This window comes from Pseudoalteromonas tunicata, from assembly GCF_002310815.1.
In the GTDB taxonomy this organism is placed as follows: domain Bacteria; phylum Pseudomonadota; class Gammaproteobacteria; order Enterobacterales; family Alteromonadaceae; genus Pseudoalteromonas; species Pseudoalteromonas tunicata.
On the sequence record NZ_CP011032.1, the window covers coordinates 1,886,595 to 1,900,092 of the forward strand.

13 protein-coding genes are annotated in these 13,498 nt (G+C 40.9%); 6 read left to right on the forward strand and 7 right to left on the reverse strand.

Annotated features, from left to right (window positions below):
* Nucleotides 1-44: 44 nt before the first annotated feature.
* From PTUN_RS08580 to PTUN_RS08590, 3 genes are all read right to left on the reverse strand, one after another.
* Nucleotides 45-230 carry a hypothetical protein gene (locus PTUN_RS08580; RefSeq protein WP_009839847.1) on the reverse strand — a complete coding sequence of 62 codons (186 nt, stop codon included), beginning with the start codon at nt 228-230 and terminating at the stop codon, nt 45-47.
* Nucleotides 231-400: 170 nt separating this feature from the next.
* Complete coding sequence (locus PTUN_RS08585; protein WP_009839848.1) at nt 401-1,558, reverse strand: putative manganese transporter; 1,158 nt, start codon at nt 1,556-1,558, stop codon at nt 401-403.
* Between the two features lie 60 nt (nt 1,559-1,618).
* On the reverse strand, nt 1,619-3,247 hold the full coding sequence (locus PTUN_RS08590) for a M28 family metallopeptidase (protein WP_040644132.1): 1,629 nt from the start codon (nt 3,245-3,247) through the stop codon (nt 1,619-1,621).
* Between the two features lie 118 nt (nt 3,248-3,365).
* Between PTUN_RS08590 and PTUN_RS08595 the strand changes: the two genes are divergently transcribed.
* From PTUN_RS08595 to PTUN_RS08610, 4 genes are all read left to right on the forward strand, one after another.
* Complete coding sequence (locus PTUN_RS08595) at nt 3,366-4,217, forward strand: DUF3025 domain-containing protein (RefSeq protein ID WP_009839851.1); 852 nt, start codon at nt 3,366-3,368, stop codon at nt 4,215-4,217.
* Nucleotides 4,217-5,005, forward strand: coding sequence for an ABC transporter ATP-binding protein (locus PTUN_RS08600; protein WP_040644133.1), 789 nt, complete (start codon nt 4,217-4,219; stop codon nt 5,003-5,005). Before PTUN_RS08595 ends, PTUN_RS08600 begins: the two co-directional genes overlap by 1 nt.
* The gene (locus tag PTUN_RS08605) at nt 4,998-6,200 is read left to right on the forward strand and encodes an ABC transporter permease (protein ID WP_009839853.1); all 1,203 of its coding nucleotides are present in this window, start codon (nt 4,998-5,000) and stop codon (nt 6,198-6,200) included. Before PTUN_RS08600 ends, PTUN_RS08605 begins: the two co-directional genes overlap by 8 nt.
* A gap of 78 nt (nt 6,201-6,278) precedes the next feature.
* Entirely contained in the window at nt 6,279-6,560 is a 282-nt protein-coding gene (locus PTUN_RS08610) for a hypothetical protein (RefSeq protein ID WP_009839854.1), read from the forward strand.
* Between the two features lie 161 nt (nt 6,561-6,721).
* Here the strand turns inward: PTUN_RS08610 and PTUN_RS08615 are convergent, their stop codons facing one another.
* The 4 genes from PTUN_RS08615 to PTUN_RS08630 form a co-directional block, all read right to left on the reverse strand.
* Nucleotides 6,722-8,443, reverse strand: a complete 1,722-nt coding sequence (locus tag PTUN_RS08615; protein WP_009839855.1) for a proline--tRNA ligase — start codon at nt 8,441-8,443, stop codon at nt 6,722-6,724.
* 85 nt (nt 8,444-8,528) lie between these two features.
* Nucleotides 8,529-9,242, reverse strand: coding sequence for a tRNA (N6-threonylcarbamoyladenosine(37)-N6)-methyltransferase TrmO (gene tsaA, locus PTUN_RS08620; RefSeq protein ID WP_009839856.1), 714 nt, complete (start codon nt 9,240-9,242; stop codon nt 8,529-8,531).
* Between the two features lie 72 nt (nt 9,243-9,314).
* Nucleotides 9,315-9,779, reverse strand: a complete 465-nt coding sequence (locus tag PTUN_RS08625; protein WP_009839857.1) for an acyl-CoA thioesterase — start codon at nt 9,777-9,779, stop codon at nt 9,315-9,317.
* 151 nt (nt 9,780-9,930) lie between these two features.
* Nucleotides 9,931-11,577 (reverse strand): electron transfer flavoprotein-ubiquinone oxidoreductase, encoded by a 1,647-nt coding sequence (locus PTUN_RS08630; RefSeq protein ID WP_009839858.1) that lies wholly within the window; start codon nt 11,575-11,577, stop codon nt 9,931-9,933.
* A 190-nt stretch (nt 11,578-11,767) separates the two neighbouring features.
* Here PTUN_RS08630 and PTUN_RS08635 point away from each other — a divergent pair, with 190 nt between their 5' ends.
* Together PTUN_RS08635 and PTUN_RS08640 are read left to right on the forward strand one after the other, a co-directional pair.
* Entirely contained in the window at nt 11,768-12,520 is a 753-nt protein-coding gene (locus tag PTUN_RS08635; RefSeq protein WP_096035245.1) for an electron transfer flavoprotein subunit beta/FixA family protein, read from the forward strand.
* Entirely contained in the window at nt 12,517-13,443 is a 927-nt protein-coding gene (locus tag PTUN_RS08640; protein ID WP_009839860.1) for an electron transfer flavoprotein subunit alpha/FixB family protein, read from the forward strand. The genes PTUN_RS08635 and PTUN_RS08640 overlap by 4 nt, the downstream gene beginning before the upstream one ends.
* Nucleotides 13,444-13,498 lie beyond the last annotated feature (55 nt).

Sequence of the window (13,498 nt, forward strand, 5' to 3'; positions counted from 1 at the left end):
GGAAACTGGGTTTTTTATTGTCTAGATAATTAACATCAAACAGCCTATCTATTTGGCCGAATTTTATTCCACCTTGCGATACTTTCAACGGCGTTATCCGTTTCTACGCGCGCTTGTTGCAACAAACTACGACACAAATTTGCGTATTCTTCAATTTGCTCATTTGAGGCTTGATGATTAATCAGCTTGAGTGTGATGTCGTTGATGTTTTCAAAATTAATATATTCCATATAAACATCCTTTTTTCCTACCGATAAGCAATAGTTGTGATTAAAAAACATACTATTTACGTTTTAAACTATGACCATTATTTTGAAACTTGCCAGCTTTGGTATGGTTAAATTATTAAAGGCAGCAAGGAAATTTGGTTTAAAAAAATTTAACAAACCCAAGACCATCATTAATAGAAGAAATAAAATCCATACCCAATAAATAGCGCTGGTACCGTTGAGTAAATAGAGGCAACTAAAGCTGCTTTAGGTGCAAGTGCAATGGCAGGAAATAACGCATCACCATCATTAGAAATAGCATTACTGATTAAACCACTGATTGGAATGATACCTTGTAAATAAAGACTGGTGACTAATATTTGTGGTCCGCAACCGGGTAATAAACCAATAATTGCACAAATAAGCGGAACAAATAAAACACCGTGCTGTAACCAATTAGCCAAGTCTAGTCCAAGAAAATTCACCATCAATTCATAACTAATAAAAGCAACAATGACCCAAGTGGTGACAAAATGTGTGTCTGCAACGACTTTTGGCCAAACTTGTTTTGGTGCATTTAATGGCGAGGTATTAATTAGCGGTTCATTGTTATTGCTAAATGACCAATTGATTAAGATAAAACCACATGCAAATACTGCAAACCACTGTGTAATAAAAGAAATCGTTTCACTATAAGCAGCGATATCAATTTGTAGCGCACTTAATAACCCAATAAGTAAACTAGGTATAAGCACAAACTGCCAAAAAATAGCCGCATAATGCTGTTTTACGCTAGAAGGGGGAGACTTTACTATAAATGAAGTGTTTGTTTGTTTTGGTATTAAAAAATTATCCTCATGGAATAAACGGATAAAAAACCCCGTGGCAATCGCGGTGCAAATTGAAACCGATAAAACCAGCAACGCGGTTTTTGGTTCTGTTGCTAATAACAAAAATGCGGCATCGCCCATCGTTGCAATAAGTACGGTCACCAAAGCGGCAAAGCTTGCTTTTTGTTGGGTATATTGCGTCACAATAACGATTGCGCCACCACATCCTGGTAGTGCACCCATGAATGCTGCAAATGGGATACTGAGATAAGGATGATCACAATAGCTTTGTTTTATTTTTTGCGGAATATAACGGCTAAATTGATGGAATAAAAATAATGTGCCAGCAACAAATACAGCGACTTGATAAAAGGCATCAACTAAAGCTTGTTTGATTAATAAATGAGTCGCGGGGTGGGCAAATAAAATTAAGACGGCAATAACAACAATTGAACGTTTTATTCGTGCCTTTTGGTAAAGTTGATTTGTGAGGATGGGATAAGAGACTGAGCTGTCCATAAAGTGCACCGAATTAAATTATTCAGTGCACTATAATTTAGATCTAAATGATAATCAATATCATTTGTTGCGTTGAAATTCTGAATTTTTATTCCAAGCAGGCCAGCTGCCATCTTGCGACAAGCTAAAACCTACTTGATAAAACAGTTGTAAATCTTCCACAGCGCCAGTTAAATCCCATTCATCTCGAAAGCGATCGCACGGCTGATGATAGCAGCCTTTTAGCACTAAACTCATACGTTTACGGTAGTTTTCTGTACTATCATCAAGCGCTTGTGTACCACCACCAGCGTACATAGCAGGCACACCCATATTAGCAAATGCAAAATGATCTGAGCGGTAATAGCCACCTGCTGCAGGTTTTGGATCGCCTGATATCGTGCGGTTTTGTGCTTTTGCGGCAACCGCTAAACGTGCATCAAGGTCCGATTTACCTAAGCCAACAACACTAATATCTTTTACGCGACCGAGTAAATTGAGGCTATCCATGTTGATGTTAGCAACAGTTTTGTTAGGTGCGATAATTGGATTAGCAGCATAAAACTTAGAGCCTAATAAACCTTGCTCTTCAGCAGTGACGGCTAAAAAAGTGACGGAACGTTCAGGCTGTTGGCCTAACATGGTAAATGCTTGTGCAACTTCAATTAAGCCAGCAGTACCGGTCGCGTTATCGTGTGCACCATTATAAATTTGGTCACCTTTACGGTTTTTATCAGTGCCTAAATGGTCCCAGTGCGCTGAATAAATAATGTGCTCATCACTTTTTGTGCTGCCAGGTAATGTGGCAATAAAGTTATTCGATACTGATTTTTTGATGGTATTTTTAACACTGACAGACGCAGTTAAATCACCCAAAGGCACATGATAGCTGCCTTGCGCCGCGTTTGTTTTTGCTTGTTCAAAATCAATGTTGGCTTCGGCAAATACTGCTTTTGCTGTTTCTACCGTGATCCAGCCTTCTACCGCAACGCGGTCCATATTGTTGTTTTCTTTTTGAAAACCAAATTGTGGGCCACTCCACGAGTTTTCAACTACCGACCAAGGATACGAGGCTGGTGCTGTTTCATGAATGATAATGGCACCGACTGCACCTTGGCGACTTGCCTCTTCAAACTTGTAAGTCCAACGGCCATAATATGTCATAGCTTCGCCCGTAAACTGGGCAGGATCTTTATTGATAAAACCCGGGTCATTAACCAGCATCACTACGGTTTTGCCCTTTACATCAACACCCTGATAATCATTCCAATTATATTCAGGTGCATTGATCCCATAACCGACAAAAACCAGTTGTGAGTTTTCAATTGCTTCACCTGCGCTAATTCGGCTAGAACCCATTACCATATCTTGTTTATATTGGTAAGACTTGCTACCTAACGTGAGGGTCATATTTGGGTCAGCTTCCAGCGAAACTAATGGCACTTCTTGTAAAAAGCTGTCGCCATTACCTGGTTTAAAGCCAAGGGCTTTAAATTGCTCTGTTAAATAGTTTAGTGTTAGCGTTTCACCTTCACTTGAAGGCGCACGGCCGCCAAACTCATCAGAGGCAAGCACTTTTATATGGTTAGCTAGTTCTGAGCTGTTAATGCTTTGATAAGCAATGTTTTGTTGTTCTGTTGAAATCCCAGTGCTCTGGCAGCCCGTTAAAACCGCCATGGAGACTAAAGATAAGGCAAATATTTTTTTCATTATAATTACTTTCCTTAAAAAGTTGGCTTTAGTATATGAACTTCAGTTAAATCAAACCAGTTTTTGCGGTAAAGTAGCGCGGTTTTTAGATTAATGGCTCAAAAGCCAAGGTTTGACAATGACTGACAAAACACACAGCGCTAACAAGCGCTTTGTTGCAGATACCCATTGGAGTGTAGCGTTTCTTGATGTGCCACTTTTTGCTCATCTTGACGCATTATTTTCTCTTTCATCTCACAGTGAATGGCCCTCGGTTGAGTGGTTTAATCAACTCTCAGATGGGATTGTGCTTGCTAGCGGGCAAAAGTTAAAATTTGTTGCCAATGATGATTTAGCCAACGAAACCCGTTATTACGAGCAAATTATTTATGAAACAGGGCAAGTGCCAACTCGGTTAGAAAATTGGCATGACTTATTTGGGGCATTTATTTGGTTATTGTTTCCAAAAACTAAAAGTTTACTTAATCAACTTCATATAAATGAGATCAATGAGTTTGGCTTAGTTGAGCGTTCAACCGCTCGCAATGCCATTACCTTATTTGACGAATGTGGTGTGATAGTCACCTACGACCCCACAGATCTATTGGCTTCGCAAATACCTGTCTTGTTGCAAACGCATCAATGGTCAGATGCGTTTGTTACTCATCGAGCTTTGTGGGGCAATCAAATTAACGCTTTTATGTTTGGTCATGCCAATTACGAAATGGCAACAAAACCGTATTTAGGGCTCACTGGTAAAGTATTATTTTTACCGCTTATCAGTGAATTTAACCTTTTATCACTAAAAAAGCAGTACCAGGAATTAGATGATGCACTTTGTAATCATATTAGTGATAATCAGGTACTTATAAATAATAAACAGTTATCACCCATGCCATTTCTAGGCATTCCTAATTGGTATGATGACAATCAAGATCCGCAGTTTTATCACAATACGGATTACTTTAGGCCTAAACGAAGGAATACATGATGATTGAAGTACTCGGGCTCAAAAAGAAATTTAAGCTCACCAAAGATCATAAAAAAAACAAACAAGAATTTGTTGATCCCCGCGAAGATGCCGATTATTTCCACTCCGTGCGAGATGTCAGCTTTTCATGCGGCAAAGGCGAAGTACTCGGGTTATTAGGCCCAAATGGCGCGGGAAAAACAACCACACTTCGTATGCTGTCAACTGCTTTACAACCGGATGCTGGCAACATAGTGATTAACGGTGTCGATGTGATTAAATCGCCTCTTGAAGCACGTAAAAAAATTGGTTTTTTATCGGGTTCTACCGGGTTATATGGCCGTTTAACTGCCAAAGAAAATATTGAATATTTTGCTCGTTTACATGGTATGAGTAAATTATCGGTAAAGAATCGCTGTGAAGAACTATTTGATATGCTTGATATGCACAGTTTTGTTGATAAACGAGCCGAGCATTTATCAACGGGCATGAAACAAAAAACTAATATTGCCCGTGCTGTAGTGCATTTCCCTGAAGTTGTGGTGCTCGATGAACCTACTACAGGGCTTGATATTATGACGACACAAACGGTGATTAAGTTTATTCAAGGCCTCAAAGAGCAGGGCACGCCAGTGATTTTCTCGACTCATCATCTTGATGAAATTGCTTTATTGTGTGAGCGCGTCACTGTTATTAACCAAGGTATTAGCTGTTTTAATGGCACTTTGAGCGAATTTAAGCAACAAGGTCAAAGTGATACTTTAAACCAAGCATTTTTAAATCTTTTGCAGGAGCCAAGCCATGTTTGAAGTTTTTCTCAAGGAATTGCGCGAACTATTGCGCGATAAAAAAACCTTATTGTTTGTTGTGGCTATGCCGATTTTAGTGTTTCCCATTATTTTTGGTTTAATTGGTTTTTTGATGAGCCAAGCAACGTTAGAAGCTGAGCAAAAAGTGCATACCTACGCGATTGCTAATGAAGCATTTGCTCCTTCTTTTGCTCAAGAGATGTTTTATCACAAAAGCTTTAAACAGACTGAAGCGGTTTACACCACTGTAGAGGAAATGAAACAAGCGGTGCGAGATGGCAAAATTGATGTTGGTATTATTATTCCAACCGAACCACGCGACAAACTGGCAGCCGGTGAACAAAGTAAATGGCAAGTGGTGTATAACGATGCATCGTCAATCAACTTTATCTTCAGTCGCGTAAAAGAAGCTATTGAGAATTTCTCTGGGGTATTACAAGCAGAACGCTTTTCCTTACTGGGCGTTGAACAAACGGCTCAAGCTGCATTATTGAAACCGATTGAGATTGAAAAAGTTGATACTGCAAATAAGCGTGAAAACTTGGGCGAAAAGCTCGGTGCGCTTATCCCTTATTTACTTATTCCTTTGGTGCTTGCAGGTGCTACTTATCCTGCGATTGATTTAGGTGCAGGCGAAAAAGAACGAGGCACCTTAGAGACATTATTACTGACACCTGTTACTCGTACTGAGCTTGTTTTAGGTAAGTTTTTAACCGTATTAACCAGCTCTTTGGCCACTGCACTGATAACTGTGGTGAGTATGGGCGTGTGGATGAGCTTGATCAGCCATTTTGTTGAGCTAAAAGCGCTCAAAGAAGCGGTAGGAACCATAGGTATATTGGATTTAAGTTTAATTCTGTTGATGCTTATCCCCCTTGCTGCTGTGTTTTCATCTGTTGTATTGGCTATCTCAATTTATGCTCGGACGTTTAAAGAAGCGCAAAATTATATGGGCCCATTGACCATGTTAGCATTTATGCCGTTATTAGTTGCTATGATGCCTAATATGGAACTGACCTATAAAACTGCAATGATCCCAATTACTAACGTGGCCCTTGCGATTAAAGATTTACTTAAAGGTACGGTAGATTATTCATTAGTTGGCATGATTTTTTGTGCAACTGTGGTATTAGCAGGTGTTTTAATGGCCTTTTGCGTTCATTGGTTTAAGAAAGAGTCGGTACTTTTTCGCTAAAACCAGTTAACCTTAGGCATCTTTTAAGCTCGTAATGATTACGAGCTTTTTTATTTTCTAAAAGACCTCTCTATTGTTATGAAAAAAACAGATAAAAAAATGAATACTGCGGTAATCAAACAGCTTAATGCATTATGTGATGAACTAACGTTTACCCTGACGGGCTTTCGCTATGTCAGTCATACTCTTGAAGCTAAGTCGACTCAATACGCTATTACCGTTTTATTGTATTTTGATACCCCAGAAAACAAAGACGCGGCGCAACTTAAAAAGGGTGAAATAGTGGCCTTAATTCAGTCGCTACTGCTACCTACAGGGCTCACTGTGAATGAAAAAGAGATAAAGTGGTTAATTGAGTAATACAGCAGATATTACCATTGTTAATATTTCTATGGGGTTATATCAGTATTTAAGTAATTGGCTAGCTTAGGGTAATACTGTTTTTGTGTATTCATTAAAATTTAACCATAAAAAAACCGTAGTGTAATGCTACGGTTTTTCAGACTAACAATATGAATTAATTAACCACGAATTTTAGCAATTAACTCAGCAACAACCGTGTCCAAGTTATACATGGCGTTTTCACCACTACGGCTCTTATATTCAACACAATTGTCATCAAGGTTGCGCTCGCCAATCACAAGAGTGTGTGGAATACCGATAAGTTCCATATCGTTAAACATCACACCTGGGCGCTCTTTACGGTCATCAAATAATACTTCAATGCCTGCAGCTTTAAGCTCTTGATAAATACGCTCAGCCACCGCAGGAATACGGTGCGACTTGTGCATATTCATTGGCACAATGGCAATTTGAAATGGTGCAATCGCTTTTGGCCATACTATGCCTTTAGCATCAAAGTTTTGCTCAATAGCAGCCGCTACGATCCGAGATACACCAATACCATAACAACCCATGGTCATGATTTGGTTTTTACCGGTTTCATTTAATACACCTGCTTTCATCGCATCGGAGTATTTAGTACCCAGTTGGAAAATGTGACCCACTTCAATACCACGTTTAATTGAAAGTGTACCGTTACCGCATGGACTCACATCACCTTCAACCACATTGCGTAAATCAGCAATTTCATAATTGGCCACATCCCGGTCAAAATTGATACCTGAATAATGTTCACCATCTTTATTCGCACCGGCAACAAAATCAGCAAGAATGCTCGCTGAGCGGTCGACGATTACAGGAATTGATAAACCGACTGGGCCAAGAGAACCTGGGGCTGCACCAATTGCTGCAATAATGTCGTGATCTTTAGCAAATTCGAGCGGGCTGTCACACAGTGGGTGTTTTTCAGCTTTAAGTTCATTGAGTTCGTGGTCGCCACGAACCACTAATGCCACTAGGCCACGTTTACCTTCTTCATCGGGTGCACCATAAACAATCAAGGTTTTAACACAACGATGTGGTTTAACACCGTGTAATGTTTTTAAATCTTCAATGGTTTTAGCATCAGGGGTAGCAAACGTATTTAATTCTTTTGTTGCCGCAGGGCGAGGCTCTGATGGCATCACAGCTTCTGCTTTTTCAATATTTGCCGCGTAATCACTGCCAGAGCTAAATGCAATGGCATCTTCACCTGATTCGGCAAGTACATGGAACTCGTGTGACACACTGCCACCAATCGAACCGGTGTCTGCAATAACAGGGCGGTACTCTAAACCAATGCGTTCAAACACATTGCAATATGCTTGGTGCATGATTGCATATGTATTGGCCAAACACTCATCACTTAAATGGAAAGAATAGGCATCTTTCATCGTGAACTCACGAGCACGCATAACACCAAAACGTGGGCGAACTTCATCACGTACTTTGGTTTGAATTTGGAATAAGTTTAAAGGTAACTGCTTGTAACTTGATACTTCTTTACGTACAAACTCAGTGATCACTTCTTCGTGTGTTGGGCCAAGGGCAAATTCACGATTATGACGGTCTTTAATTCGTAATAATTCTGGGCCAAATTGTTCCCAACGACCAGACTCAATCCACAGATCTGCAGGTTGGATCACAGGCATCAGCATTTCAATTGCGCCGGCTTTTTCCATTTCATCACGCACAATCGCTTCAACTTTACGTAATACACGTAAACCTGAGGGTAACCAGGTATATAATCCTGATGCTAAACGGCGGATCATCCCAGCGCGTAACATCAGTTGATGGCTGATAATTTCAGCATCTGAAGGGACTTCTTTTAGTGTTGCGAGAATATATTGGCTTGTACGCATTATTGTTCCGTATTCTTATTGCAGATTAACAATCTATTAAATGTTTAAGTCGCTAGTGTAGCAGTGCTTTTGCTTGCAAAAAAGCTTAACGAGCGCTTTGCTTGGTAATTTCTAATACGATATTGCAATTGCCTTCAATTTGCCATTTTATGTTGAAGCAATGCAGCGTCATACCGTATTGTTGAATGCCTTCTTTGGTTTTTTTATACGCAGGGCGAGGATCTTGTTTTAAGACACTGCTAATAAAGCCCTGTAATTCGGGAAACGCGCTTTGCGCTTGACAAAAAGCAATGGCTTGTGGCGTAAATTCAACCGTAAGTTCTGTTTCAGGACGATCATCGGCAAAGCCACCGAGTGCATCAGGTAAACTGTCTGAGTAAGGTAAATAAGGCTTAATATCGATGATTGGCGTGCCATCAAGCAGGTCAATCCCTGATAGCTCAAGCGATAATTGACCATTTTTGTAGTTTATGCCGTCTAGTTTTACAGCACTCATGCCAATGGCGTTCGGTCTAAAGGTTGCGCGCGTAGCAAAGACGCCTTTTTTTTCATTGCCACCTAAACGGGGTGGGCGCACCAGTGCTGACCAGCCTTTATCAGCAGTTTCATGAAACCGAAATAACAGCCAAACATGGCTAAATTCATCTAAACCACGAACAAACTCTTCACGATTAAAAGTAGGATTAAAAATCAGTTTTGCTTTTGCTTCGGGGATCAGTCTCGGTTGGCGAGGAATAGCAAACTTTTGTTTGTAGGGAGATTGGATATAACCAATCGGTTCGATTTGATAGTGCTGCATTACTCGACCTTGTAACCAAAGAGGTCGAGCATTTTAATCATTCGCTTAGCTAAAGGCTAGAACAAACTGCGCTTAGGGAGTTTGCAATAAAGATTCGGCTTGAATTGAAATTTCTTTCATTTTAATAGCATAGATTTCGAGGCGTTTTTCTTCTTCTGTGGTGGCCACAAAGGTGGGAACTTCAACTGGGTAGCCAGCTTGGTCGGTCGCGACAAAATTAATGATGCAGTGATTGGTTTCATTCATCGCCTGCGTTTTAGGGTCACCGCATTTGACGCTAATGAAAATCTGCATACTTGTTTTACCTGTATGAGCAATTTTTGCTGATACTTCAACAATTTGACCTACTAAAATAGGGCGATGAAAGCGAATTGTCCCAGTTGATATTGTGACACAATAATGACCGCTCCAACCTGCTGCGCAGGCGTAACCGGCCTGATCAATCCATTTCATTACCACACCACCGTGCACTTTGCCGCCAAAGTTTACATCGGTCGGTTCTGCCAAAAAGCGAAATACCATCGAAGATTGTTTCATTGTGAGAGCCCCATTTTTTATAGGTGGTCAGTTTAACCATTTTTATAAAAACAGATAGTGAAATATCACTAGAGTATTGATCATTCTATTTAATTTGCAAAAAAGGGGCTTTCGCCCCCTGCAATTTAGGATTTAGTATGACCAATTATTATTACATATTAGGGTAATTTGGCCCGCCAGCACCCTCAGGGGTCACCCAAGTAATATTTTGTTTTGGATCTTTGATATCACAGGTTTTACAGTGAATACAGTTTTGAGCATTGATTACTAATGTATCTTGCTGCTCAATGGTCTGAATTTCATACACGCCCGCAGGGCAGTAGCGCTGCGCTGGCTCATCATACAGCGCTAAATTAACACTAATTGGAATGTGCTGGTCTTTGAGTGTTAAATGGCACGGTTGTGACTCTTCATGATTGGTATTAGATAAAAAAACCGACGAGAGCTTATCAAAACTTAATTTGCCATCAGGTTTGGAATACTCTTTTTTAGCCGCCTTATCTTTGTGTACTAAGGTTGTGTGATCAGCGATATCATCACGTAAATTAAAAGGCAGTTTGCCGCCAAACAGGTTTTGGTCAACCATGTTATAAGCACCACCTAGCACTTTACCAAACTTATGCATTGCTGGGCCAAAATTGCGTGAGCTGTGAAGCTCTTCAAATAACCATGAGGTTTTAAATGCGGTTGCAAATTCAAATAAATCAGTATTGGCAGCCCCCGATTTGAGCGCCTGACACACGACATCGGCGGCAATCATGCCTGATTTCATTGCAGTGTGGTTGCCTTTTATTTTGGCAAAGTTAAGCGTACCAGCATCACAACCAATTAATAGACCACCTGGAAAATGCATGGTCGGCAGTGAGTTTAACCCACCTTTAGCAATTGCACGGGCACCGTATGCTATGCGTTTGCCTTTAGTCAAAACTTGTGCAAATACGGGGTGGTGTTTCATGCGCTGAAACTCGTCAAACGGGCTCAAATGCGGGTTTGTGTAGTTCAAATCAACAATTAAACCGACAACTACTTGATTATCTTCGCTGTGGTACATAAATGCACCGCCTTGTGTAGTTGCATCAAGTGGCCAACCCGTGCCATGTACCACTTTACCTTGTTGGTGGACATCGCTCTCTACTTGCCAGATTTCTTTAATACCCAAGCCATAATGCTGTGGAGATTTACCATTATCAAGGTTAAAAGTGCGAATAAGTTCTTTTCCTAAATGACCACGGCATCCTTCGGCAAACAGGGTGTATTTGGCGCGAAGCTCCATGCCAGGCATAAAACTGTCTTTTTGTTGACCTTCTTTATCTAGGCCCATATCACCGGTAATAATGCCTTTAACGGTACCTTCTTCAATGATCAGAGAATGTGCCGAAAAGCCCGGGAAAATTTCAACCCCGAGTTGCTCGGCCTGAGTGGCAAGCCAACGGCAGACATTGCCCATTGAGACAATATAATTGCCCGTATTATGAAAGGTTTTTGGCACAGCAAAGTGGGGAATAGCTGTGGCTTTGCTTTCATTATTAAACCAGTAGATATCATCATGGCTGACAGCTGTGCTAATAGGTGCACCCATAGCTTGCCAATCTGGCAGAAGTTCATCGAGGGCGCGCGTTTCAAACACCGCCCCAGATAAAATGTGTGCACCGACTTCAGAGCCTTTTTCAACAACACAAATCATTAATTCTTGTTCATTTTTTTGTGCTTGTTGTGCTAAACGGATTGCTGCACTTAAGCCCGCAGGGCCTGCACCAACGATAACAACATCAAACTCCATGGTTTCGCGCTCAACCATACTTACCTCTAAATAACAGTGACGGTGACGTAAATAACTAGCAACAGAATAGTTAAATAGTAAATTATGCTATAAGACTATTTTAGGTTGACGTTTACGTCAACAGGAAGTACGCTAATCACATAAAAAAATGTTAACAACTTTATAACTGTAGCGCTGCATTGCCTGCGTTACAGACAAGGGAGCGTCTATGAAAATCCTCGTGCCAATTAAACGAGTTATTGATTACAACGTCAAAGCAAGAGTAAAAGCAGATAAAACAGGCATTGATTTAGCCAATGTTAAAATGGCAATGAATCCTTTTTGTGAAATCGCAGTTGAAGAAGCTATCCGCATCAAAGAAGCAGGAAAAGCAACCGAAGTTGTAGTCGTTTCAATTGGCGATAAAGCCTGCCATGAACAATTACGTACAGCACTTGCACTTGGCGCAGATCGTGCCATTCATATCGAGACCGCTTTAAATCTAGAATCACTTCACATTGCCAAACTACTTGCAAAATTAGTTGAACAAGAAGCACCTGAGCTTGTTATTTTAGGTAAACAATCTATTGATTCGGATAATAACCAAACTGGCCAAATGCTTGCGGCACTCACAAAACGTCCACAAGGGACTTTTGCGTCAGTAGTAGCCGTTGATTCGGGTAAATTACAGGTTACTCGCGAAGTGGATGGTGGCCTGCAAACAGTTGAATTATCACTGCCTGCGATAGTCACCACAGATTTACGCTTAAATGAGCCCCGTTATGCGTCATTGCCAAACATTATGAAAGCAAAGCGTAAACCGCTTGATGTCGTTGACGCCCAGAGTTTTGGTGTTGATTTATCACCGCGAGTTGAAGTGCTTTTAGTTGAAGAGCCTGCGCAACGTGCCAGTGGTGTGATTGTGAGTGATGTTGCACAACTCGTTGAAAAATTAAGAAATGAAGCCAAGGTGATCGCATGAGAAGTTTAGTTATTGCCGAACATGAATACGGTGTATTAAAAGCAGATACTGCAAAAGTAGTGAATGCTGCAAACCAAGTAGGCGCAGAGATTGACGTATTATTAGTTGGTCATAATGTCACAGATGCAGCTGCAACTATTGCAACCATTGCAGGGGTTAACAATGTACTTGTGGCTGATAATGCAGTATTTGAACACCAACTTGCTGAAAATGTTGCTGATTTAGTCTGTGGACTTGCCAATGATTACAGCCATATTTTTGCACCTGCAACAACGTCAGGTAAAAATGTATTGCCTCGCATTGCGGCATTACTCGATAAAAGCCAAATCTCTGAAATTACAGCGGTCGTTGATGCTGAGACTTTCAAGCGTCCAATTTATGCGGGTAATGGCATTGCAACTGTAAAATCACTAGAAAGCCAAAAAGTGATCACAGTACGGTCAAGTGCGTTTGATTTGCCTGCGCAACAAGCACCATGTGCAATTACCGCTTTATCACAGGGTGATGCTTCAAATTCAAGCTCGTTTGTATCGGTAAGCCAAACTGAATCAGTTCGCCCAGAGCTTACGGCAGCAGAGGTCATTATCTCGGGTGGTCGAGGCATGCAAAATGGTGAAAACTTTAGCTTACTTGAAGGCATTGCTGACAAACTAGGTGCAGCCATTGGCGCTTCACGCGCTGCGGTCGACGCAGGCTTTGTACCAAACGATATGCAAGTAGGCCAAACAGGCAAAATTGTTGCGCCAAATCTGTATATTGCCGTCGGCATTAGCGGTGCAATTCAGCATCTTGCAGGTATGAAAGACTCAAAAGTGATTGTCGCAATCAATAAAGATCCTGACGCGCCAATTTTTCAAGTTGCCGATTACGGCTTAGTGGCAGACTTATTTGATGTCTTGCCTGCACTTGAAAAAGCCTTATAGAAAATAGTCTCAATTTCTGGTTGTAAAGCCGCGTTTCAGCAATGTTCGCGGCTTT

Bases quoted from the DNA above. Each gene is read 5' to 3' on its own strand.
- PTUN_RS08580 (WP_009839847.1), bottom strand. From the start codon at position 230: ATGGAATATATTAATTTTGAAAACATCAACGACATCACACTCAAGCTG.
- PTUN_RS08585 (WP_009839848.1), bottom strand. From the start codon at position 1,558: ATGGACAGCTCAGTCTCTTATCCCATCCTCACAAATCAACTTTACCAA.
- PTUN_RS08590 (WP_040644132.1), bottom strand. From the start codon at position 3,247: ATGAAAAAAATATTTGCCTTATCTTTAGTCTCCATGGCGGTTTTAACG.
- PTUN_RS08595 (WP_009839851.1), top strand. From the start codon at position 3,366: ATGACTGACAAAACACACAGCGCTAACAAGCGCTTTGTTGCAGATACC.
- PTUN_RS08600 (WP_040644133.1), top strand. From the start codon at position 4,217: ATGATTGAAGTACTCGGGCTCAAAAAGAAATTTAAGCTCACCAAAGAT.
- PTUN_RS08605 (WP_009839853.1), top strand. From the start codon at position 4,998: ATGTTTGAAGTTTTTCTCAAGGAATTGCGCGAACTATTGCGCGATAAA.
- PTUN_RS08610 (WP_009839854.1), top strand. From the start codon at position 6,279: ATGAAAAAAACAGATAAAAAAATGAATACTGCGGTAATCAAACAGCTT.
- PTUN_RS08615 (WP_009839855.1), bottom strand. From the start codon at position 8,443: ATGCGTACAAGCCAATATATTCTCGCAACACTAAAAGAAGTCCCTTCA.
- tsaA (WP_009839856.1), bottom strand. From the start codon at position 9,242: ATGCAGCACTATCAAATCGAACCGATTGGTTATATCCAATCTCCCTAC.
- PTUN_RS08625 (WP_009839857.1), bottom strand. From the start codon at position 9,779: ATGAAACAATCTTCGATGGTATTTCGCTTTTTGGCAGAACCGACCGAT.
- PTUN_RS08630 (WP_009839858.1), bottom strand. From the start codon at position 11,577: ATGGTTGAGCGCGAAACCATGGAGTTTGATGTTGTTATCGTTGGTGCA.
- PTUN_RS08635 (WP_096035245.1), top strand. From the start codon at position 11,768: ATGAAAATCCTCGTGCCAATTAAACGAGTTATTGATTACAACGTCAAA.
- PTUN_RS08640 (WP_009839860.1), top strand. From the start codon at position 12,517: ATGAGAAGTTTAGTTATTGCCGAACATGAATACGGTGTATTAAAAGCA.